This window comes from Streptomyces sp. NPDC059455, assembly GCF_042750115.1.
GTDB classification, from domain to species: Bacteria; Actinomycetota; Actinomycetes; order Streptomycetales; family Streptomycetaceae; genus Streptomyces; species Streptomyces endocoffeicus.
The window spans coordinates 1-19,064 of record NZ_JBHYVB010000211.1; the positions used below are offsets into that span (position 1 = coordinate 1).

The following is a 19,064-nucleotide window of genomic DNA, read 5'->3' on the forward strand; positions in this document are numbered from 1 at the left end:
CTCTGTGCCATGTGCCGCTAGGCAGGGGAACCGCTGCGTGGCCGCTCCGGCAGCACGGCCCGGTCGGCGGGAGGCTCGGCGTCCGTGGTGGTCTTGGTGGTGGTGAGGTCCTCGATGCGGTCGGCGAACCCCGGCTCCGGCAGCGGGAGGTCGATGTCGGGGTCGTCGGTGAAGTCGACGGCCTCGGCGACGTAGTGGATGACCGCCCTGGTGGCGGGCGGGACCTCCTGTCCCCTCTTCAGGCCGTGCAGGATGCGGAGGGCGGCGGCCATCTCATGGTCGGTGGCGGTCCAGTCCTCCACGGTGTCGGTGACCGGCGGAATGTCGTTGCCCGCCTGCTCGTGCCACCACTCGAGCCATGCGTGCGCCTGGCCGTCCTCGCCCAGCGCCATGTGGTGGAGGTAGAGGCAGTACGCGGCGGCGGGGTCGCCGGCCCCGGCGGCGAACTGCCACCAGAACTGGGCGTGGTCCTCATGCCCGGCCAGTTGGAGCACGCACCCCAGGACCCGGGAGCCCGGCGGTTCGAGGATGCGGCGGGTGAGGAAGTCCCGCAGCTGGGTCAGGGCGTCCGGCCGGGCGATGATCGCCTCGCACAGGGTGTGCAGGTCCTGCGCCATCCGCTCGTCCGCGCCCGGCGCCGCGGCTCCGGCGGCCGCGGACGTCCGCCGGTCCTGTTGAGGAGGGCGCTCCTGGGGCGGGGAGCCTCCGGGGTTGGCGTGGCGGGCGGCGAGCCGGGCCTCGGCGGCCTCGAAGTCGATGGGAGGGGTGGGGTTGAGCAGGGCCCGCGCGAGGATGCGGTCAATGGGTGAGGTCATCGGTTGTCCTTGGCCAGGAGTTGTTGCAGACGGCGGCGGGCGTAGCGGGCGGTGGAGCGCACACCGGCCTCGGTGATGCCGAGGTGGGTGGCGGTCTCGGCGACGCTGTAGCCGCGGCAGTGGAGCAGGATGACCACGTCCTGCTGGCGCTCGGGAAGTTTCTTGATCGCCTGATAGAGATTCAGGCTCTCCTCCAGGGCCGCGATGGGGTCCACCGCGTCCTTGAGTATCGCGGTCTCGAAGGTCGCGTTGTCCAGGAGGGCGGGGCCCCGGTTGCGGGCCCTGGCGAGGTCGATGACCCGGTTCTTCAAGACCTTCCAGGCGTAGGCGGCCGGGTTCTCCATGGTCAGCACCCTGGGCCAGCAGCGCAGGAGTTGTTCGAAGGCGGCGTCGACGGCCTCTTCGGCGTCCGCGTGGTTGCCGAGGTAGACCATGGCCCGGTCGATGTACGCCTTCCGGTGGAGTTGGTGGAAGGCGCGGAAGTCCGCGGGGAGTCCGGCGGTCATTGAGGTGATCTCGCGCGAGCGCGGGAAGTCGTGGGTCACCGCTCCCCTCCCTCCTGGTTGTTGCGATGCAGTTCCGATACGCCGACGCGGACTCCCATCGCGGCCGCGCGGCGCAGGAGGGCGATGGCGTCACTGCCGAATACCCGGGTGACGAGTACGGCGGTGACGACGTTCACCACGGTTTGAAGATTCACCGGACTTCGCTGTCCTTCTGTTCGTCGTACGAGGGTGGCCCCCACACGCCCCGCGAGTGCGCCGTGTTGCGCCCTCTGTTCAGATAGCGCGCGCCAACGCCGGTTCGTGCATCGGATGAGCCTAAAATCTTACGGAACGCAGCGATCCAATTACGCAAATATGAAAATCTCATCGCTAGATTCGGGGGTACGGGGTCCGGCGGGTCTTTCCCCTCCCCGCCCCTTCCCGTAACCAAGGGCTCCGCCCCTGGACCCCAGGGGATCGACAAGCCGACCGTCGGCGCGGTGCACACCCGCACCGGCGGACCAATCGCGGTCGGCATGCCGGCGCGGCGAACGACCTGACGGACGCCCGCACACGTCCCGGCCGTCCAGCCGGGGCCTGGGGCGGAGCTCCGGTTCCGCTCCGCCCCTGGACCCCGGGGGCGACGAGCCGACCGTCGCCGCGAGCAGCTCAGCAGGGGGCCACGGCGTCCCAGGGCCAGGCGCTGTTCGCGGCGGACGGCGAGAGCGTGAGCACCTGCACCGGCGGGCTGATCGCGGTCGGCATGCTGGTGCGGTGGATGATCGGGCGGATGCCTGCGCACATCCGGGCCGTCCGGCCAGGGTCCGGGGCGGAGCCCCGGGTTCACTCCCCTGGGCCCCAGGGAGTCGACAAACCGACCGTCGCCGCGGTCAGCTCACCGGACGGGGGCTGGGGCAGAGCCCCAGTTGAGGGAAGGGGCGCGGAGGGGAACAGCCCGCCGCAGGCGGCACGGGCCGGCGCGGAGCCCCACGTTCACTCCCCCTGAACCCCAGCGGGGTCGACGAGCCGACCGTCGCCGCGGTCAGCTCACCGGACGGGGGCTGGGGCAGAGCCCCAGTTGAGGGAAGGGGCGGGGAGGGGAGCGGCCCGCCGCAGGCGGCACGGGCCGGCGGACGCCCCTAGCCGGTGAGCGTCTGGGTGCCCAGCACCGTGAGCAGGGCGAGGCGTTCGGCGTCCTCGGTGTCGGGCTCGGCGGTGTAGACCACGATGCGCAGATCGCTGCCCGCCACGGTGAGCACATCGCAGTCCAGCGTCAGCGGGCCCACCCGTGGATGGTCGATGGTCTTGCGCGATGCCTCGTGGTGGCCGACGGTGCCGGAGTCCCACAGTTCGGCGAACCGCTCGCTGTTCGCGCGCAGCTCCGCGACCAGCCGCCGCAGCCGCTGGTCGGCCGGGTAGCGGGCGGCGGCCGTACGGAGGTCGGCGACCAGCGCGGCCTGGAACTCGCTCCGGGCCTGATGCGTCTGCCGGGAGCCGGTGTCCTCGCTGACGAAATGGCGCCAGACTCCGTTGCGCTCGTTGCCGCGCCACCGGGACGGATCGCCCCTCAGGGCCACATACGGCGGATTGGCCATGAGCAGCGTCCAGGACGCGTCGCTCACGGCGACGGGCGTTCCGGTCAGCCGGTCCAGCAGCCGCTGGACGCTCGGGGTGATGTACGCCGGGACCGTCTCCGGGCCCGGTGGGGCCAGCCCGGCCAGCCGGAAGAGGTGGGCGCGCTCGGCCGCCGACAGCCGTAGCGCCCTGGCCAGGGCCTCGACGACCTGGGTCGAGGGATGGGACGCCCGGCCCTGTTCGAGGCGGGTGACGTAGTCGACGGAGATCCCGGCGAGCAGGGCCAGTTCCTCACGGCGGAGCCCGGCCGCCCGCCGCTGTCCGCCGGCCGGCAGCCCGGCGGCCTCCGGCGGGACCCGGTCCCGCCAGCGCCGTACCGCCTGCCCGAACTCCGTGGTCGCCATGGTCACCAGTCTGCACCTCGGCCGGGGGACGAGCCTGGTACCCGCGGTCCCAGGAAGACAGGGCACCTGGCTGCCCGCCCGGCCCGGACGCAGCCTGGAGGGCATGACGACAACACTCATCACCGGAGCCAACAAGGGTCTCGGCTTCGAGACCGCCCGCCGTCTGATCGCCGCGGGCCACACCGTCTATCTGGGCAGCCGGGACGCCGAGCGCGGACGCCGCGCCGCCGAGCGGCTGGGGGCGCGGCTGGTCGTCCTCGATGTCACCGATGACGCGTCCGTGGCCGCCGCCGCGAAGACCGTCGAGGCCGACGGCGGACTGGATGTACTGATCAACAACGCCGGTATCGAGGCGCGGACGCCGGACGGCGGGGTGATCGGCGCCGCGGAGGTCACCGCCGACATGATGAAGGAGGTGTTCGAGACGAACGTCTTCGGCGTGGTGCGGGTGACCCATGCCTTCCTGCCGCTGCTGCGGCGGTCCGCCGCGCCGGTCGTGGTCAATGTCAGCAGCGGGCTGGCCTCGCTGGACCGGGTCTCCACCCCGGACACCCCCATGCACGCCTACCCGGGCGTCGCCTATCCGGCGTCGAAGGCCACGGTCAACATGGTCACGGTGCAGTACGCGAAGGCGTTCCCGGAGATGCGGATCAACGCCGTGGAGCCCGGCTACACCGCGACGGACCTCAACGGGCACACCGGTCACCAGACCGTCGAGGAGGGCGCCGAGATCATCGTCCGTATGGCGACGGTGGGCCCGGACGGCCCGACGGGAGGCTACTTCGACATCGAGGGCACCCTTCCCTGGTAGCCGGTCCCTTCCCTGGTAGCGGGGCCCTCCCTGGTAGCGGGCGGCGGGCTCGTCGGCGCCGACGCGCTCACCGCGCTCATCGCGCCCGGCGCGCCGCCGCGCTCACTGCGCGCGGGCGGCCCGGTGCGCCACAGCCACCTGATGTCGCGGGCGAAGGACCAGCTGAGCAGGGTCAGGGCCAGCAGGGCGGCGCCGAGGGCCACCGGATACGGGAGTACATCGGCGCCGACGACCAGCAGCAGGACGCCCTGGAGCGCGGCCACCGTCTTGCGGGCCGTGCTCGGGGGCAGCTGGCCGTTCAGCCAGGGCAGCATCCATGCCGCGGCGACGAAGACGTAGCGCATGGCGCCGATCAGCAGCACCCAGGGGCCGAGGAAGGTGGCCACGTAGATGCTGAGCACCAGGATGAGGACGGCGTCGACCTCCATGTCGAATCGCGCGCCCAGGGAGGACGAGGTGCCGGTGCGGCGCGCCACCTGTCCGTCGACCGCGTCGAGGATCAGCGCGACCGCGGTGAGGGACACCAGGGCGGTGACCGGCGTCGGGCTTTCGAAGGAGTCGGCGACCAGCGCGGTCACCCCGCCGACGAGCGTGGCCCGCGCCAGGGTGACGCGGTTGGCCGCGCCGAAGGAGGCGAGCCAGGACCGCTGCAGGGCACGGGTGAGCACCGCCCAGGTGGCGGCCGCGAAGGCCAGGCCGGTCAGCCAGCCCGCGGGTCCCAGGTCGATCGCCGTGCCGAGCAGGACGAGCAACAGCAGCTGCGCGGCCGCGCCCGCGGCTGTCTCGTTGCGCAACGCGGCCGCGCCCGCGGCGCTCTGGTTGCGCAACAGCGTCGTGTTGTAGGGATTGTTCAGGGCCACCGTGCACCCTCCGGGCTGTGTGGCGGAGTGGATGGGTGCCGCGTACCGTGTTCGCGGCTTCATGGTCATCCGTACGTGGGCCACCGTCCGATTGTTCAGCCCCTCAGGAGAACGTCGTATGACGCGCACCGCCCGTGCCTTCTGGCTCCGCTCCCCCGGCCATGGCGAGATACGGGAGGTGGACCTGGACGAACCCGGGCCCGAGGACGTGGTGGTGCGCACGCTGTACTCCGGGGTGAGCCGCGGTACGGAGACCCTGGTCTTCCGCGGTGGCGTACCGGAGAACCAGTACACCGCGATGCGCGCGCCGTTCCAGGACGGCGAGTTCCCGGGGCCGGTGAAGTACGGCTATCTCAATGTGGGTCTGGTCGAGGAGGGGCCGGCGTCCCTGCGGGGGCGCACCGTCTTCGGTCTGTATCCGCATCAGACCCACTATGTGGTCCCGGCGGGCGCGGTGACCCCGGTGCCCGAGGGCGTGCCCGCGCCGCGCGCGGTGCTGGCGGGGACGGTGGAGACCGCGGTGAACGCCGCCTGGGACGCCGCGCCCCTGCTGGGCGACCGGATCGCGGTGGTGGGAGCGGGGATGGTGGGTGCCTCCGTCGCGGCGGTGCTGTCCCGGTTCCCCGCCGTACGGGTGCAGCTGGTGGACGCCGAGCCGGCGCGCGCGGAGGTCGCGCGGGCGCTCGGGGTGGACTTCGCGCTCCCCGGGGAGGCGGCGGGCGGCCTCGATCTGGTGGTGCACGCCAGCGCCACCGAGCAGGGGCTCGCGCGGTCGCTGGAGCTCCTGGCGCCGGAGGGCACCGTGCTGGAGCTGAGCTGGTACGGGGACCGGCGGATCAGCCTGCCGCTGGGCGAGGCGTTCCACTCCCGGCGGCTCACGGTGCGCAGCAGCCAGGTGGGGACGGTGTCCCCGGCCCGGGGCTCCCGCCGCTCCTACGGCGACCGGCTGGCGCTGGCGCTCGAGCTGCTCGCCGACCCCGCCTTCGACGCCCTCGTCACCGGCGAATGCGGTTTCGAGGAGCTTCCCGAGGTGCTTCCGAGGCTCGCCTCGGGCGAGATTCCGGGGTTGTGCCACCGGGTTCGCTACGCCGCGGAATCTGCCGTGTCATCCGTCTGAACACGGGGAACGCGACGGCCGTACTAGAGGGCGTGCCCCGGCCGAGGGCCCGACGCGCCGTATCTGGAGGGTCATCCGTTGTTCAGCATCACCGTTCGCGATCACATCATGATCGCTCACAGTTTTCGCGGCGAGGTCTTCGGACCCGCGCAGCGGTTGCACGGGGCGACGTTCCTCGTGGACGCCACCTTCCGCCGTGCCGAGTTGGACGACGACAACATCGTCGTCGACATCGGCCTGGCCACCCGTGAGCTGGGGGAGGTGTGCGGCGCGCTCAGCTATCGCAACCTCGACGACGAACCCGACTTCAAGGGGATCAACACCTCCACCGAGTTCCTCGCCAAGGTGATCGCCGACCGCCTCGCGGCACGGGTGGGCTCGGGGGCGCTGGGCGAGGGCGCCCGGGGCCTGTCCGGGATCACCGTCACCCTGCATGAGTCGCATGTCGCCTGGGCGAGTTACGAGCGTGGCCTATGAACCCGGCCGCACCGCGCACGGTGCACTTCGTGATGCCCGGCGGCGTGGCCGACCCGGCCGCGCCGAGCGGCGGCAACGTCTACGACCGGCGGATCTGCAGGGATCTGCCCGGCTCCGGCTGGCGGGTCGAGGAGCACGCCATCGCGGGCGACTGGCCCCAGCCGGGCCCGGCCGCCCGCGCCGAGCTGGCCCGGCTGCTGACCGCGCTGGCGGACGGCACGCTCGTCCTGCTCGACGGGCTGGTGGCCTGTGCGCTCCCGTACATCGTCGTCCCGCAGGCCCAGCGGCTGCGGCTGTCGGTGCTGGTGCATCTGCCGCTGAGCGACGAGACGGGGCTGGCCCCCGGCCGGGCCGAGGATCTGAAGGCGCTGGAGGGCCGGACGCTGCGCGCGGTACGGACGGTGGTGGCCACCAGCGCCTGGTCGGCCGGGCGGCTGGTGGATCTGCACGGGCTGGTCCCGGACCGGGTCCATGTGGCGGCGCCCGGCGCCGACATCGCACCGCTCGCCTCCTCGGGCGGCGACGGCTCACGGCTGCTGTGCGTGGCCTCGGTGACCCCGCGCAAGGGGCAGCTGCGGCTGGTGGAGGCGCTCGCGCGGATCGACGATCTGCCCTGGAACTGCGACTGTGTGGGATCCCTGGAGCAGGACCCGGAGTACGCCGCCCGGCTCCGGGAGCTGGTCGAGAAGTTGGGCGTGGCCGACCGGGTGCATCTGCTCGGCCCGAGGACCGGCGCCGAGCTGGACGCCGGTTACGGCTCCGCCGACGCGATGGTGCTCGCCTCGTACGCCGAGACCTACGGCATGGCGGTGACCGAAGCGCTCGCCCGGGGGATCCCGGTGCTGGCCACGGCCGTCGGCGGGGTCCCGGAGGCGGTCGGGCAGGCACCCGACGGCAGGGTGCCGGGCATCCTCGTCGACCCGGACGACCCCGACGCGCTCACGGCGGCGCTGCGCCGCTGGCTGGGCGACCCCGGTGCGCGCCGCCGGCTCACCGCCGCCGCGCACGACCGGCGCACCGCGCTGGCCGGGTGGGAGAACACCACCCGCAATCTGGCCGGTGCGCTGGAACAGCTCCGAGACGAACCGCGGAGGGCCGCGTGAAGACGACCGACGTACCTCGTTACACCCCCGACTGGCTGGAGCTGCGGGAGGGCGCCGACGCGGCGGCCCGCTCGCCCGAACTCCTCGAGGCGCTCGGCCCCCAGCTGTCCGGCCCGCCGCTGGTGATCCACGACCTGGGCTGCGGCACCGGCTCCATGGGGCGCTGGCTGGCGCCCCGGCTGAGCGGCCCGCAGCTGTGGATCCTGCACGACCGCGACCCCGATCTGCTGGACCGGGCGGCGGTGCGGATGCCCCGGGCGGCCACCGACGGCAGCCGTATCACCGTCGCGACGGCGCGCGGCGACCTCTCCCGGCTGACCGCGAGCACGCTGGACGGCGCCTCGCTGGTGACGGCGTCCGCGCTGCTGGACGTGCTCACCCCCGAGGAAGTGGACGGGATCGCCGCGGCCTGCGCCGAGGCGGAGTGCCCGGCGCTGCTGGCGCTGTCCGTGGTGGGGCGGGTCGAGCTCACCCCGGCCGACCCGATGGACGCGGAGATCACCGAGGCGTTCAACGCCCATCAGCGGCGCGGCGGTCTGGTGGGCCCCGACGCGATGGCGGTGGCCTCCGAGGCGTTCGCCCGGCACGGCGCGACGGTACGGACCCACGCCAGCCCCTGGGTGCTGGGCGCCGAGCACTCCGCGCTGACGGCCGAGTGGCTGCGGGGCTGGGTGGGCGCGGCCGTGGACCACCAGCCGGAGCTCGGCGCGCACGCCGAGGCGTATCTGCGCCGCCGGCTGGCGATGGCCGCGGCGGGCGCGCTGCGGGTGGTGGTGCACCACCAGGATCTGCTGGCGCTGCCCGCGCCCCGCACGCTGGGGGCGGCCGCGTGACCGGCGCGCTGCGAGCCAGGCTCGGGGCGGCCGCGGGCGTCGCCATCCTCGGGGTGGTGCTGTGGCGGCTGGGCACCGGGGCCTTCGTGGACGGCTTGCGCACCATCGACGGGCTCACCCTGCTGGCGGCGGTCGGCCTCGGCCTGCTCACCACGGTCTTCAGCGCCTGGCGCTGGTGTCTGGTGGCGCGGGAGCTGCGGATCCGGCTGCCGCTGGGCCCGGCCGTCGCCGACTACTACCGCGCGCTGTTCCTCAACGCCGCGCTGCCCGGCGGGGTGCTCGGCGATGTGCACCGCGCGGTGCGGCACGGGCGGGACGCGGGCGATGTCGGCCGGGGCGTGCGCGCGGTGGTGCTGGAGCGGGTCGCGGGCCAGGTGGTGCTGATCGCGGTGGGGGTGGCGATCCTGCTGGCCCACCCGTCGCTGGCGCTGGAACACACCGGTCGGCTGCTCGGCGGGCCGGCCACGGCAGGGGTACTGGCCGCGGTGTGCGGCCTGTCGCTCCTCGCGGTGGTGGCCGTCCGGCGCCGCCGCCGTGCGGCGCCCGTGGCCGGGCGGCGGCGGGGCGCGATCCGCGGCGCGCTCCTGGAGGCGCGCCGCGGGCTGCTGGCCCGGGGCAGCTGGCCGGGGGTGGTGATCTCCTCGGTGGTGGTGCTGGCCGGGCATCTGACGACGTTCGTCCTGGCCGCGCGGGTGGCGGGGTCAGACGCCCCGCTGACCGAGCTGCTGCCCCTGATGGTGCTCGCCCTGATCGCCATGGCCCTGCCGCTGAACGTCGGCGGCTGGGGCCCCCGCGAGGGCGTGACCGCCTGGGCCTTCGGCGCCACGGGCCTGGGCGCGAGCCAGGGGCTGACCGTGGCCGTGGTCTACGGGGTGCTCACCTTCGCCGCGAGCCTCCCCGGTGTCGTGGTGCTGGCCGTCCAGTGGTGCGGCCGGCCGCGGGGCCGACAGGTCGAGTTCGAAGGCGGCCGACAGGTCGAGTTCGAAGAGGGTGTCCTCGCCGAGGGTGTCGCGGCGGACCGGCGGGCGGAGCGCGTCCCGCATGACCGTCGTCCCGTCGAAGCGCAGCCCGGGGATGCCGTCGCCGAGCAGGACCGGGGCCACGGTGACGTAGAGCCGGTGCAGCGCCCCCGTGTGCAGGAAGCGCGACACGGTGACCCCGCCGCCCTCGACGAGTATCCGGCCGAGCCCGCGCCGCCCGAGCGCCCGCACCAGGTGGTGGGGGGCAAAGGCGTCCGGGTCGTTAAGCGTCAGCACGTCCACGCCGTCCGGCGGCGCCGGACGGCGCTCACCGGTGGTGCCCACCACCCACAGGGTCGGAGCTGAGCCATCGGTGAACACCCGTCGGTCGAGCGGCACCCGTCCGCGCGGATCGAGAACGACCCGCACCGGGTGGGCGCCCGCGCAGGCGCGCACGGTCAGCTGGGGGTCGTCCGCGACGGCGGTGCCGGCCCCGACGACCACCGCGTCGGCGAGGGCGCGCAGCCGGTGGAGATGGCGGCGGTCCTCCTCGCCGGTGACGTAGTCGGCGTCGCCGGTGCGGGTGGCGATGAAGCCGTCCAGGCTCTGGCCGAGCTGAGCGATGGTCAGCCGCGGCCCGGCCAGGCACAGCGGGAGATAGCGGTCGACCAGCAGCCGGGCCTCCGGCGAGGCGGCCTCGCTCCACCGCCACCGGCCGTCCGGGCCCCGGACCAGACCGGTGGCCCCCGCGTCCGCCTCGGTCCGGACGGAGCGCAGCCGCTCCCATGCCTCTTCCGTCTCCAGGAAGGTCATCACGCCTCCTTCTCGGCACCGACCAGGGAAAGATACTCGGCGAAGCAGTCGACGAGCCCGGCCAGAAGTTCCTTTCCCTTATCCGCGGATGCCCTGGACGGACGGCCGACGACCCCGGACTCGGTATAGGCGGACATACCGAGGGTGAGCAGATGTTTCCGATCGTCGGATATCCAGTCGGAGGTTTCATGACCGGGCCGTACGAGTTCCGGATGGGCATGCAGGAGGATCGATGTCTCCAGTTCGCCCGCATGCATATCGCTGTTGCCCGGGGTGCGTACTCCGGCGCGTGTCCTGGCGGCCTCCCAGTCGGCCGATCCGGGGAATAGCGCCATGCGGAAGTCGGTGCCCGCGGATTCCTGAACGATGTTGCGCAGCACGTAATTTCCGCCGTGTCCGTTCACCAGAATCAGACCGCGTATGCCAGAACGCCTGAGTGAGTCCGCGATATCGCGGACCACGGCGTAGAGGGTGGCCGCGGAAATCGACACCGTCCCTGGCCAGGCGGCGTGTTCATGGGAACAGGAGACCGTCACCGGGGGCAGCTGGAGCACCGGATACGCGGCCGCGATCTCGGCCGCGACCGTGCAGGCGATGACCGTGTCGGTCACCAGCGGGAGAAAGGCGCCGTGTTGTTCGAAGCTGCCTACGGGAAGAACGGCGACATCGGCCCGGTCGGCCCGCACTTCCTCCGTCGTCCGTGTCGGCAACACCATGCCGGCCTGCGGGCGCGTTCCCGAACCGCTCATATCTCGTGGACCTTTCATGCGTCGGCCGGACAGCTTGTTGCTGCGGCTTTCTCATTCTCCTGTACAAGGACGGTGGTTTTCCAGATAAGATCGGAACATGACAGAAAGTGATGGCGTGTTCGATGTCGACACCCGGACCTCGGGCGTCGAACGAGTGGTGAATGTCCGGCTGGCCACGAAGCATGGCGACTTTCTCGCGATCGGCTATCGGGACCTCGTGCGCGGTGATGAACAAATAGCGCTGGTATACGGCGATGTCGGCGGGGAGGAAGCGCTTACCCGGCTGCATTCCGAGTGCCTCACCGGAGACGCGTTCGGCTCCCGTCACTGCGAGTGCGGCGACCAGCTGTCCGCCGCGCTGAAGGCGATCGCGGCCGAAGGCCGGGGCGTTCTGGTGTATCTGAGGGGCCATGAGGGGCGCGGGATCGGGCTGCTCGCCAAGCTCCAGGCGATGAAGCTCCAGTCCGAGGGGCTGGACACCGTCGAGGCCAACCTCGCCCTCGGCCTGCCGGCGGACGCCCGTGACTACAAGGTGGCGGCGGATGTGCTGCACGACCTCGAGGTGCGCTCCGTGCGGCTGCTGTCCAACAACCCCCAGAAGCGGGACGCACTGCTGCGGCACGGCGTCCGGGTCAGCGAGCAGGTGCCGCTGCTGATGACTCCGCACAAGGAGAACCTCCCGTATCTGCTCACCAAGCGGGACCGCATGGACCACTATCTGCCCCATCTGGAAGCCGTGATCCAGCGCACCTGAAGGAGGTCCTGGCCCCGGGCCGCGGCCTGGTCCACCGGTGTCGGTCGGGCGTGGGCCGCGGCCCGTATCGGTACGGAGTTTCGGCGTGACCATACCGCCGAACGGGCGATCAGCGACCATATGTCCGAGAATGGGGGTGCCGCGTGACGTTCCGAAGGACGACGATCAAGGGTAGGGATCATGGACCTCGAGATCGAGCTCCGGGTGGACGGGACCGAGCACCGCCTCACCGTCGACACCCGTACGACGCTGCTGGACGCCCTGCGCGAACAGCTGGGGAACACCAGCCCCAAGAAGGGCTGCGACCACGGACAGTGCGGCGCCTGCACCCTGCTGCTCGACGGCCGCCGGATCCTCGGCTGCCTCGCGCTGGCCGTCGCCCACCAGGGCTCGGACATCGTCACGGCGGCCGGGCTCCCCGACGGTGAGCTGCATCCGCTGCAGCGGTCGTTCATCGCCCATGACGCCTTCCAGTGCGGCTACTGCACACCCGGTCAGATCGTCTCCGCGGCCGGGATGCTCCAGGAGGCCGGGAACGGCTGGCCCAGCGCCGCGAGCAAGGACCCGGGCGCCACCGATGTGGTGCTCGACGACGAGGAGATCGCCGAGCGGATGAGCGGCAATCTGTGCCGCTGCGCCGCGTACGCGAACATCGTCCCGGCGATCGCGGAGGTGGCGCACCGATGAAGCCCTTTCGCTACGAACGCGCCGATGAGGTGCCGGCGGCCGTCGCCACCCTGGTGAAGGAACCCGAGGCGGCCTATCTGGCCGGGGGCACCAATCTGGTCGATCTGATGCGGCTGGAGGTGACGACCCCGGAGGTGCTGATCGACGTCCGGCGGCTGACCTCGGACCGGATCGAGGAGCTGCCCGACGGGGGTCTGCGGATCGGGGCGGCGGTGCCCAACAGCGATCTGGCCGCCGACCTGCGGGTCCGGCGGCGCTATCCGGTGCTCTCCCAGGCGCTGCTCTCGGGCGCCTCGGGCCAGCTGCGCAACCTCGCCACCACCGGCGGCAATCTGCTGCAGCGCACCCGCTGCCCGTACTTCCAGAACGTCACCACCCCCTGCAACAAGCGCATACCGGGCTCGGGCTGCTCGGCGGTGAAGGGCTATCAGCGCGATATGGCGATCCTGGGCGCCTCCCCCGCCTGTGTGGCCACCCACCCCTCCGACATGGCCGTCGCGCTGGCCGCGCTGGACGCGGTGGTGACGGTGGCCGGCCCGGCCGGCGAGCGGCGGATCCCGCTGCCCCGGCTGCACCGGCTGCCGGAGGACACCCCCGAGCGTGACACCGTCCTGGAGCGCGGTGAGCTGATCACCGGGGTGGAGCTGCCGCCGCCGCACTCCGCGACCCGTTCCCGCTACCGCAAGGTGCGCGACCGCGCCTCGTACGCCTTCGCGCTGGTCTCGGTCGCCGCCGCGCTGGAGGTCACCGACGGGAAGGTACGGGACGCGCGCATCGCGCTGGGCGGGGTGGCGCACAAGCCCTGGCGGGCCACCACGGCCGAGGCGATGCTGCGCGGCGCGCCCGCCACGCGGGAGAGCTTCGTGGACGCGGCGGCCGCGGAGCTGGCCGCGGCGCGGCCGCTGGCGGACAACGCCTTCAAGGTCCCGCTCGCCCGCAACACGATGGTCGCCACCCTGCTGGAGCTGCTGGAGGGGGCGCGATGAGCGACGTCACGGCACGCCCCCGCGCCATCGGCGTCCCGATGGACCGGATCGACGGAGTGCAGAAGGTCACCGGCACCGCCACCTACGCCTATGAATGGCCCCTCGACCAGCCCGTCTATCTGTATCCGCTGCAGTCCACGATCGCCGCCGGGCGGGTCACCGGGGTGGACAGCGCGCTCGCGGAGGCGGAGCCGGGGGTGCTGGCGGTGCTCAGCCATCCAGGCGCGCCCACGCTGACCCGGCCGGAGGATCCGGAGCTCGCGGTGCTGCAGTCCGACGAGGTCGCCTGGCGCGGCCAGTTCATCGGGGCGGTGGTGGCCGAGAGCCTGGAGACCGCGCGCCGCGCGGCGGGGCTCGTCCGCGTGGACTACGAGAGCCGGTCCCCCGATGTGGTGTTGCGCGCCGACCGCGGCGACCTCTACTCCCCGGTGCACGCCGCGGCCTTCGGCTCGGGCGGCGGAGAGCTGCAGGACGGCTCGCCCGCCGACAGTGTGCTCGGGGACGTGGATACGGCGCTGGCGGCCTCGCCGACCATGGTGGACGTCACATACGCCACGCCGATGTACCACAACAACCCGATGGAGCCGCACACCGCCGTGGTCACCTGGCTGGACGGTGAGCTGATCGTGCGCTGCTCCACCCAGGGCGCCTCCATGAGCCAGGCCCTGATCTCCGGGGTGCTGGGTCTTGAGCCGGGGCGGGTGCGGGTGATCTCCCCGCATGTCGGGGGCGCGTTCGGCTCGAAGGTCTACCCCCATTCGTACGCCGTGCTCGCCGCGATGGCGGCCCGGATGGTCCGGCGGCCGGTCAAGTTCTCCCTGACCCGGCAGCAGATGTTCGCCCTGGTCGGCTACCGCCCGGCATCGATCCAGCGGATCCGGCTGGGCGCCGGCCGGGACGGCAGGCTGACCGCGCTCTCCCACGAGGTGATCGAGCAGACCGCCAAGGCCAAGGGGTACGCGGAGCAGGTGGCCGTCTGCTCCCGGTTGATGTACGCGGCGCCGCACCGGCGCACCACCCACCGGCTGGCCCCGCTGGATGTCCCGGTGCCGACGATCATGCGGGCGCCCGGCGAGGCGCAGGGGATGTTCGCGCTGGAGTCGGCGTTGGACGAGATGGCGATCGCCTGCGGTCTCGACCCGGTGGAGTTCCGGATCCGCAATGAGCCGGAGGTGCATCCGGAGTCCGGGCTGCCGTTCTCCAGCCGTCATCTGACGGACTGTCTGCGCGAGGGCGCCCGCCGGGCCGGATGGGACCGGCGCGACCCGGTCCCCCGTTCACAGCGCGAGGGGCGCTGGCTGGTGGGCACCGGCGTGGCCGCCTCGACGTACCCCTCCCCCCGCTTCCCCGGCAACGCGGCCACGATCCGGCTCGCCCCGGACGGCCACTACACGGTCCGGATCGCCGCCGCCGACGTGGGCACCGGCACCTGGACGGCGCTCACCCAGATCGCCGCGGACGCGCTGAGCGTCCCCGTAGGGCAGGTGGAGATGCGGATCGGGGACACGGCGCTGCCGGCCGCGTCGGTCGCCGGGTTCTCGGCGGGCATCAACAGCTGGGGCACCGCGATCTGGGAGGCGGCGGACCGGCTGCGGGCCCGGCTGCGGGCCGAGCACGGCGGTATCGCGCCGTCGGAGGAGCTGGAGGTCACCGCGGAGCTGCCCGGCGGCAATCCGGAGGCCGAGCGCTATGCGATGCACAGCTTCGGCGCCCAGTTCGCCGAGGTACGGGTGGACGAGGACACCGGCGAGGTGCGGGTGGCGCGGCTGCTGGGGATGTTCGACGTGGGCCGGGTCATCAATCCCAAGACGGCCCGCTCCCAGCTGATCGGCGGGATGACCCAGGGCATCTCGATGGCGCTGTACGAACACAGCGTGCTCGACCCGCGGTTCGGCCATGTGGTCAACCAGGACTTCGCCCAGTACCACATCGCCTCCGCCGCCGATGTCCATTCGGTCGAGGCCCACTGGCTTGACGAGTCCGATCCGTACACCAACCCCATGGGGGCCAAGGGCCTCGGTGAAGTGGGCATCACGGGCACCGCCGCGGCCATCGCCAACGCGGTGCACCACGCGACCGGTGTCCGGATCCGCGAACTGCCCATCACCCTCGACAAGCTGGTGTGCTAGCCATGCCCGGTCCACCGATCCTGGTGACCGGTGCCGCGGGCAGTACCGGGGCCGTCGGCCGCACCGTGGTGGAGGAGCTGCGCCGCCGCGAGCTGCCCGTGCGCGCCATGGTCCACCGCGAGGACGAGCGGGCCGAGGCCCTGCGCGCGACGGGCGCGGAGGTGGTGGCGGGCGATCTGACCCGCGCCCCGGATGTGGCCCGCGTGCTGGACGGCTGCGGGCGGATGTACTTCGGCATGAGCGTGTCGCCGAAGTATCTGGAGGCCACGATGACCACGGCGGCGGTCGCCCGCGACTACGCGCGGCTGGACGCGCTGGTCAACATGTCGCAGATGACGGTCTCCCAGATGGACCTCACCAGCACCTCGGAGTCGACACAGCAGCGGGAGCACTGGCTGGCCGAACAGGCGCTCAACTGGTCCGGGCTGCCCGTCACCCACCTCCGGCCCACCGTCTTCATGGAGAATCCGCTCTTCACGACCTTCGCCTACCACTCCATCGCGGAGGAGGGCACGATCCGGCTGCCGTTCGGCGCCGGGCGCACCTCCCCGGTCGCGGCGCGGGACGTCGCCGCGGTGGTGGCGGCGATCCTGGTGGACCCCTCCTCGCACATCGGCAGGACCTACCATCTGACCGGCCCGGCCTCGATCGACATGACCGCCATGGCCGAGGAGTTCGCCGCCGCGCTCGGCCGGCCGGTCGCCTATGTGGACGTCTCCTACGAGGCCTGGGTCAACCACGACCTGAAGGCGCTGGGCCTGCCCGGCCACCTCTTCGACCACCTCGCCACGATGGCGCGGCTGCACGCGGAGAACCGCTACGACCGCCGGACCGACGACATCGAGACGATCACGGGAAGGCCCGCGACCGGGGTGCGGGAGTACGTCCGCGAGCACCCCGAGATGTTCACGACATGACGTGGGCGGAACGGAAGCGCGGTGCGAGTACTGCTGGGCATCATCGGCGCCGTCATCGTGCTGGGAATCTTCTCCTCGGTGCTGCGCACCCTGGTCATCCCCCGGCCGACCCCCGCCGGGTTCACCGGGTTCGTCCAGCGCTCGGTCAGCCGGCCGTTCCGGTTCCTGGCCGACCGGCTGCACGGCATCGAGGCGAAGGACCGGGTGCTGGCCCCGGTGGCACCGGTGTCCATCGTGATCACCCTGCTGGGCTGGCTGCTCTCCTTCATGATCGGCTACGGGCTGCTGGAGGCCGCGGTGAGCGGGCTGGACGTCCTGCTGACGCTGCTGGACGCGGCGGCGCTGCGGGCGGCCTTCAACCGTTCCTGGGCAGTGGGCGGGAGTGAGTCCGCTCACTGGCACGCCCCGAACGGTTTTGGGCGCACTGGTCGTCCGCTTTCGCGTCCCGGGCGGCGACACGGATCGCGTCCGTGGTCCGAGCCGGGCGGGCGGAGTCCCTCACGACCTGGCCATGTGGGTACGGCCAGAGGCGACGGGGAGGCCCTGAACCATCTCTCTGGTGGAGCAGGGGCCCCGCACGCTGGCACCGCACCCGGCGTCCCAGATCGCACAGACACGCTAACCCGACCCGCCCGTGGCGCCGCAAGGCCGGAAGCCGACCATCACACGATCGAGCTAATCCAGCTCCCGCACGCTCCCAGACGAGCAGTTGCCCACCCCCTCGCCGCCATAGGCGCAGATGCGGTTGGCGCTGCGGGCGGGCTTCGTCTGTCTGCGCGACATCGCCGATATCCGCGGCATCCCGTACGACGTCGACCCGCATCCGGACGATCCGGTGCGGCTCGGCTACGAGGACTTCCTGCGCGGGGTGGAGCGGATGCGCGCCTACGGCTATCCGATGGAGCGCACCGCGGAGGAGGCGTGGCCGCACTTCCGCGGCCGGCGGGTGAACTACGAGACCCTCGCCTATCGGCTGGCCCGGGACATCGACGCGGTCCCGGCCCCCTGGTCGGGCCCGCGCCGCACCGCACTGCCCGTCTGGTCCCCGCTGACCCCGGTGGACCGCCGCCCGGGTCAGGGGGTGTCCGACGGATCGTGACGCCCGCGGCGGGCTGTTCCCCTCCCCGCCCCTTCCCACAACTGGGGCTCCGCCCCAGACCCCGCTCCTCAAACTCCCCCAGCTACCGCTGGGAGGTGCCCCCTGGAGGGGCTGGAAGGCGGGGACGGGAAAGTGGTCCGCCGGTGCACCCCATGGCACATTCCCTGGAATACCCTCCTAAGGGAGTAAATTTTCCCCATGGGCATGGACGTGGCCATCGCCGCACGGATACGCATGATCACCGAGGCGGGTGACCGGCTGAGCGGTCCCGATCTGCTCGGATTCGCGCTCGACCACGCCGTGACGGAGACCGGCGGTCTCGGCGGCATGGTGCATCTGCGCGCCCCCGGCGCCCGGTCGCTGCTGCTCACGGCGGTGCACGGGCTGATCCGTCCGGTCGCCCGGGACTGGGCGGAGGTCGAGCCGGCCGGCGCCAGCGCCCCGGCCCGCGCGATGGCCCAGGGCACACCGGTGTGGGCCTTGGCCCTCGGCACCGGGGACGGCACGGGCCCGGCGCTGCCCGCCGGAAGCGGGCTGCTGGCGGTTCCGCTGATCACTCCGGAGCGGGTCACCGGCGCGCTGTCGGTGCTGATGGTCCCGGCCGAGCGGCCCGCACCGGAGCGGTGGGCGGCCGTCGAGGCGCTGACCGCGTGGGCCGCCCCGCGGCTGCGGAATGACCCTCCCGACCAGGACCGGCGCCGAGACCGGGACGGCACCGGCAGCGGCACTTTGCTGGCGGACGACCAGGTGAGCCAGGCGCTCTGGCATATGAGCGACGCGTTCTTCGCTGTCGACGGCGACTGGCGCATCACCTTCGTCAACGGCGAGGCGGAGCGGCTGCTCGGCGCCGCCCGGACGACTCTCGGCCGGACGCTGTGGGACGCCTTCGCGCGGCTGAGCGTCGACGAGGCCGAGCCGGGCCTGCGGAGCCGCTACCGGCGGGCCGCCGAGAGCGGCACCCCGGTCGGGTTCGAGGTGCGCTGGCCCACCAATCAGCGCTGGTACTCCATGCGGCTGGTCCCGGTGCCGAACGGGCTCACGGTCTACGCCGCCGATATCACCGCGAGCCGGGCGCGGGAGGCGGAGCGGGCCGCGGCCGAGCACGCGGCGGCCGAGCGCACCGCGCGGATCGGCGAGCTGACCAACGCCCTCGCGCAGGCGCTGACGATGCGCGACGTGGTGAACGCCATCGCCGACCGGGTGCTGCCGCCGTTCGGCGCCTCGGGGATGGTGGTGCAGCTCATCGAGGGCGACGTGATCCGGATCGCCGGGGCCGTCGGCTATCCGCAGCCCTTCCTGGAGTCGATCGACGGGGCCTCGATCCATGAAGTGTCGCCGGTCTCGGAGGTGTACCAGACCGGGGCGCCCGCCTTCGTCGAGTCGGCCGAGGAGTACACCGCGCGCTATCCCGGCATGGCCGGGCGGCCCGCCGCGGCGCAGAAGCAGGCATGGGCCTTTCTGCCGTTGATCGTCTCCGGCCGGAACATCGGC

19 protein-coding genes and 2 pseudogenes are annotated in these 19,064 nt (G+C 72.6%); 13 read left to right on the forward strand and 8 right to left on the reverse strand.

Annotated features, from left to right (window positions below; all coding sequences use genetic code 11):
- Positions 1-17: 17 nt before the first annotated feature.
- From ACFXB5_RS44275 to ACFXB5_RS44295, 5 genes are all read right to left on the reverse strand, one after another.
- A complete protein-coding gene (locus ACFXB5_RS44275; RefSeq protein WP_385219464.1) occupies positions 18-815 on the reverse strand; it encodes a hypothetical protein in 798 nt (265 codons plus the stop codon).
- Positions 812-1,360 carry a sigma-70 family RNA polymerase sigma factor gene (locus tag ACFXB5_RS44280; protein WP_385219466.1) on the reverse strand — a complete coding sequence of 183 codons (549 nt, stop codon included), beginning with the start codon at positions 1,358-1,360 and terminating at the stop codon, positions 812-814. Before ACFXB5_RS44280 ends, ACFXB5_RS44275 begins: the two co-directional genes overlap by 4 nt.
- Positions 1,357-1,515 carry a hypothetical protein gene (locus ACFXB5_RS44285; protein WP_167396636.1) on the reverse strand — a complete coding sequence of 53 codons (159 nt, stop codon included), beginning with the start codon at positions 1,513-1,515 and terminating at the stop codon, positions 1,357-1,359. Before ACFXB5_RS44285 ends, ACFXB5_RS44280 begins: the two co-directional genes overlap by 4 nt.
- A gap of 454 nt (positions 1,516-1,969) precedes the next feature.
- Positions 1,970-2,104, reverse strand: coding sequence for a hypothetical protein (locus ACFXB5_RS44290; protein ID WP_385219469.1), 135 nt, complete (start codon positions 2,102-2,104; stop codon positions 1,970-1,972).
- Positions 2,105-2,439: 335 nt separating this feature from the next.
- The gene (locus ACFXB5_RS44295) at positions 2,440-3,279 is read right to left on the reverse strand and encodes a helix-turn-helix transcriptional regulator (RefSeq protein ID WP_201853876.1); all 840 of its coding nucleotides are present in this window, start codon (positions 3,277-3,279) and stop codon (positions 2,440-2,442) included.
- A gap of 103 nt (positions 3,280-3,382) precedes the next feature.
- On the opposite strand from ACFXB5_RS44295, the gene ACFXB5_RS44300 reads away from it, so the two are divergent.
- On the forward strand, positions 3,383-4,090 hold the full coding sequence (locus tag ACFXB5_RS44300) for an SDR family oxidoreductase (protein ID WP_385219471.1): 708 nt from the start codon (positions 3,383-3,385) through the stop codon (positions 4,088-4,090).
- Here ACFXB5_RS44300 and ACFXB5_RS44305 read toward each other — a convergent pair.
- The gene (locus ACFXB5_RS44305; RefSeq protein ID WP_385219473.1) at positions 4,057-4,950 is read right to left on the reverse strand and encodes a CDP-alcohol phosphatidyltransferase family protein; all 894 of its coding nucleotides are present in this window, start codon (positions 4,948-4,950) and stop codon (positions 4,057-4,059) included. The two genes, ACFXB5_RS44300 and ACFXB5_RS44305, sit on opposite strands and share 34 nt — an antisense overlap.
- A gap of 118 nt (positions 4,951-5,068) precedes the next feature.
- On the opposite strand from ACFXB5_RS44305, the gene ACFXB5_RS44310 reads away from it, so the two are divergent.
- The 5 genes and pseudogenes from ACFXB5_RS44310 to ACFXB5_RS44330 all read left to right on the forward strand — a co-directional run.
- Positions 5,069-6,067: a zinc-binding alcohol dehydrogenase gene (locus ACFXB5_RS44310; protein ID WP_385219475.1), complete on the forward strand. Its 999-nt coding sequence runs from the start codon at positions 5,069-5,071 to the stop codon at positions 6,065-6,067.
- Positions 6,068-6,145: 78 nt separating this feature from the next.
- Positions 6,146-6,544: a 6-pyruvoyl tetrahydropterin synthase family protein gene (locus tag ACFXB5_RS44315; RefSeq protein WP_385219477.1), complete on the forward strand. Its 399-nt coding sequence runs from the start codon at positions 6,146-6,148 to the stop codon at positions 6,542-6,544.
- Complete coding sequence (locus ACFXB5_RS44320; RefSeq protein ID WP_385219479.1) at positions 6,541-7,647, forward strand: glycosyltransferase family 4 protein; 1,107 nt, start codon at positions 6,541-6,543, stop codon at positions 7,645-7,647. The genes ACFXB5_RS44315 and ACFXB5_RS44320 overlap by 4 nt, the downstream gene beginning before the upstream one ends.
- Positions 7,575-8,480 carry an SAM-dependent methyltransferase gene (locus tag ACFXB5_RS44325; RefSeq protein ID WP_385219481.1) on the forward strand — a complete coding sequence of 302 codons (906 nt, stop codon included), beginning with the start codon at positions 7,575-7,577 and terminating at the stop codon, positions 8,478-8,480. Before ACFXB5_RS44320 ends, ACFXB5_RS44325 begins: the two co-directional genes overlap by 73 nt.
- Before the next feature lie 86 nt (positions 8,481-8,566).
- A pseudogene (locus tag ACFXB5_RS44330) lies at positions 8,567-9,316 on the forward strand (YbhN family protein); the annotation flags it as partial.
- 300 nt (positions 9,317-9,616) lie between these two features.
- On the opposite strand, the pseudogene ACFXB5_RS44335 reads toward ACFXB5_RS44330, so the two are convergent.
- Together ACFXB5_RS44335 and ACFXB5_RS44340 are read right to left on the reverse strand one after the other, a co-directional pair.
- A pseudogene (locus ACFXB5_RS44335) lies at positions 9,617-10,252 on the reverse strand (RibD family protein); the annotation flags it as partial.
- A complete protein-coding gene (locus ACFXB5_RS44340; protein ID WP_385219482.1) occupies positions 10,252-11,001 on the reverse strand; it encodes a creatininase family protein in 750 nt (249 codons plus the stop codon). The pseudogene ACFXB5_RS44335 and the gene ACFXB5_RS44340, both read right to left, overlap by 1 nt.
- A 97-nt stretch (positions 11,002-11,098) precedes the next feature.
- Between ACFXB5_RS44340 and ribA the strand changes: the two genes are divergently transcribed.
- From ribA to ACFXB5_RS44375, 7 genes are all read left to right on the forward strand, one after another.
- On the forward strand, positions 11,099-11,755 hold the full coding sequence (gene ribA, locus ACFXB5_RS44345) for a GTP cyclohydrolase II (protein ID WP_121824011.1): 657 nt from the start codon (positions 11,099-11,101) through the stop codon (positions 11,753-11,755).
- 180 nt (positions 11,756-11,935) lie between these two features.
- On the forward strand, positions 11,936-12,442 hold the full coding sequence (locus tag ACFXB5_RS44350) for a (2Fe-2S)-binding protein (RefSeq protein ID WP_385219484.1): 507 nt from the start codon (positions 11,936-11,938) through the stop codon (positions 12,440-12,442).
- Positions 12,439-13,428 carry an FAD binding domain-containing protein gene (locus ACFXB5_RS44355; RefSeq protein ID WP_385219486.1) on the forward strand — a complete coding sequence of 330 codons (990 nt, stop codon included), beginning with the start codon at positions 12,439-12,441 and terminating at the stop codon, positions 13,426-13,428. The genes ACFXB5_RS44350 and ACFXB5_RS44355 overlap by 4 nt, the downstream gene beginning before the upstream one ends.
- Positions 13,425-15,557 (forward strand): xanthine dehydrogenase family protein molybdopterin-binding subunit, encoded by a 2,133-nt coding sequence (locus ACFXB5_RS44360; protein WP_385219488.1) that lies wholly within the window; start codon positions 13,425-13,427, stop codon positions 15,555-15,557. The genes ACFXB5_RS44355 and ACFXB5_RS44360 overlap by 4 nt, the downstream gene beginning before the upstream one ends.
- A 2-nt stretch (positions 15,558-15,559) precedes the next feature.
- Positions 15,560-16,474 (forward strand): NAD(P)H-binding protein, encoded by a 915-nt coding sequence (locus ACFXB5_RS44365; RefSeq protein ID WP_385219490.1) that lies wholly within the window; start codon positions 15,560-15,562, stop codon positions 16,472-16,474.
- 739 nt (positions 16,475-17,213) lie between these two features.
- The gene (locus ACFXB5_RS44370) at positions 17,214-17,573 is read left to right on the forward strand and encodes a hypothetical protein (RefSeq protein WP_385219492.1); all 360 of its coding nucleotides are present in this window, start codon (positions 17,214-17,216) and stop codon (positions 17,571-17,573) included.
- 198 nt (positions 17,574-17,771) lie between these two features.
- Positions 17,772-19,064 (forward strand): PAS domain-containing protein (locus tag ACFXB5_RS44375; protein WP_385219494.1); only part of this gene is annotated, 1,293 nt, incomplete at its 3' end.

Coding starts and splice junctions, on each gene's coding strand:
- ACFXB5_RS44350 (WP_385219484.1), top strand. CDS start 11,936: ATGGACCTCGAGATCGAGCTCCGGGTGGACGGGACCGAGCACCGCCTC.
- ACFXB5_RS44290 (WP_385219469.1), bottom strand. CDS start 2,104: ATGTGCGCAGGCATCCGCCCGATCATCCACCGCACCAGCATGCCGACC.
- ACFXB5_RS44310 (WP_385219475.1), top strand. CDS start 5,069: ATGACGCGCACCGCCCGTGCCTTCTGGCTCCGCTCCCCCGGCCATGGC.
- ACFXB5_RS44300 (WP_385219471.1), top strand. CDS start 3,383: ATGACGACAACACTCATCACCGGAGCCAACAAGGGTCTCGGCTTCGAG.
- ACFXB5_RS44365 (WP_385219490.1), top strand. CDS start 15,560: ATGCCCGGTCCACCGATCCTGGTGACCGGTGCCGCGGGCAGTACCGGG.
- ribA (WP_121824011.1), top strand. CDS start 11,099: ATGACAGAAAGTGATGGCGTGTTCGATGTCGACACCCGGACCTCGGGC.
- ACFXB5_RS44360 (WP_385219488.1), top strand. CDS start 13,425: ATGAGCGACGTCACGGCACGCCCCCGCGCCATCGGCGTCCCGATGGAC.
- ACFXB5_RS44320 (WP_385219479.1), top strand. CDS start 6,541: ATGAACCCGGCCGCACCGCGCACGGTGCACTTCGTGATGCCCGGCGGC.
- ACFXB5_RS44340 (WP_385219482.1), bottom strand. CDS start 11,001: ATGAGCGGTTCGGGAACGCGCCCGCAGGCCGGCATGGTGTTGCCGACA.
- ACFXB5_RS44275 (WP_385219464.1), bottom strand. CDS start 815: ATGACCTCACCCATTGACCGCATCCTCGCGCGGGCCCTGCTCAACCCC.
- ACFXB5_RS44295 (WP_201853876.1), bottom strand. CDS start 3,279: ATGGCGACCACGGAGTTCGGGCAGGCGGTACGGCGCTGGCGGGACCGG.
- ACFXB5_RS44355 (WP_385219486.1), top strand. CDS start 12,439: ATGAAGCCCTTTCGCTACGAACGCGCCGATGAGGTGCCGGCGGCCGTC.
- ACFXB5_RS44370 (WP_385219492.1), top strand. CDS start 17,214: ATGCGGTTGGCGCTGCGGGCGGGCTTCGTCTGTCTGCGCGACATCGCC.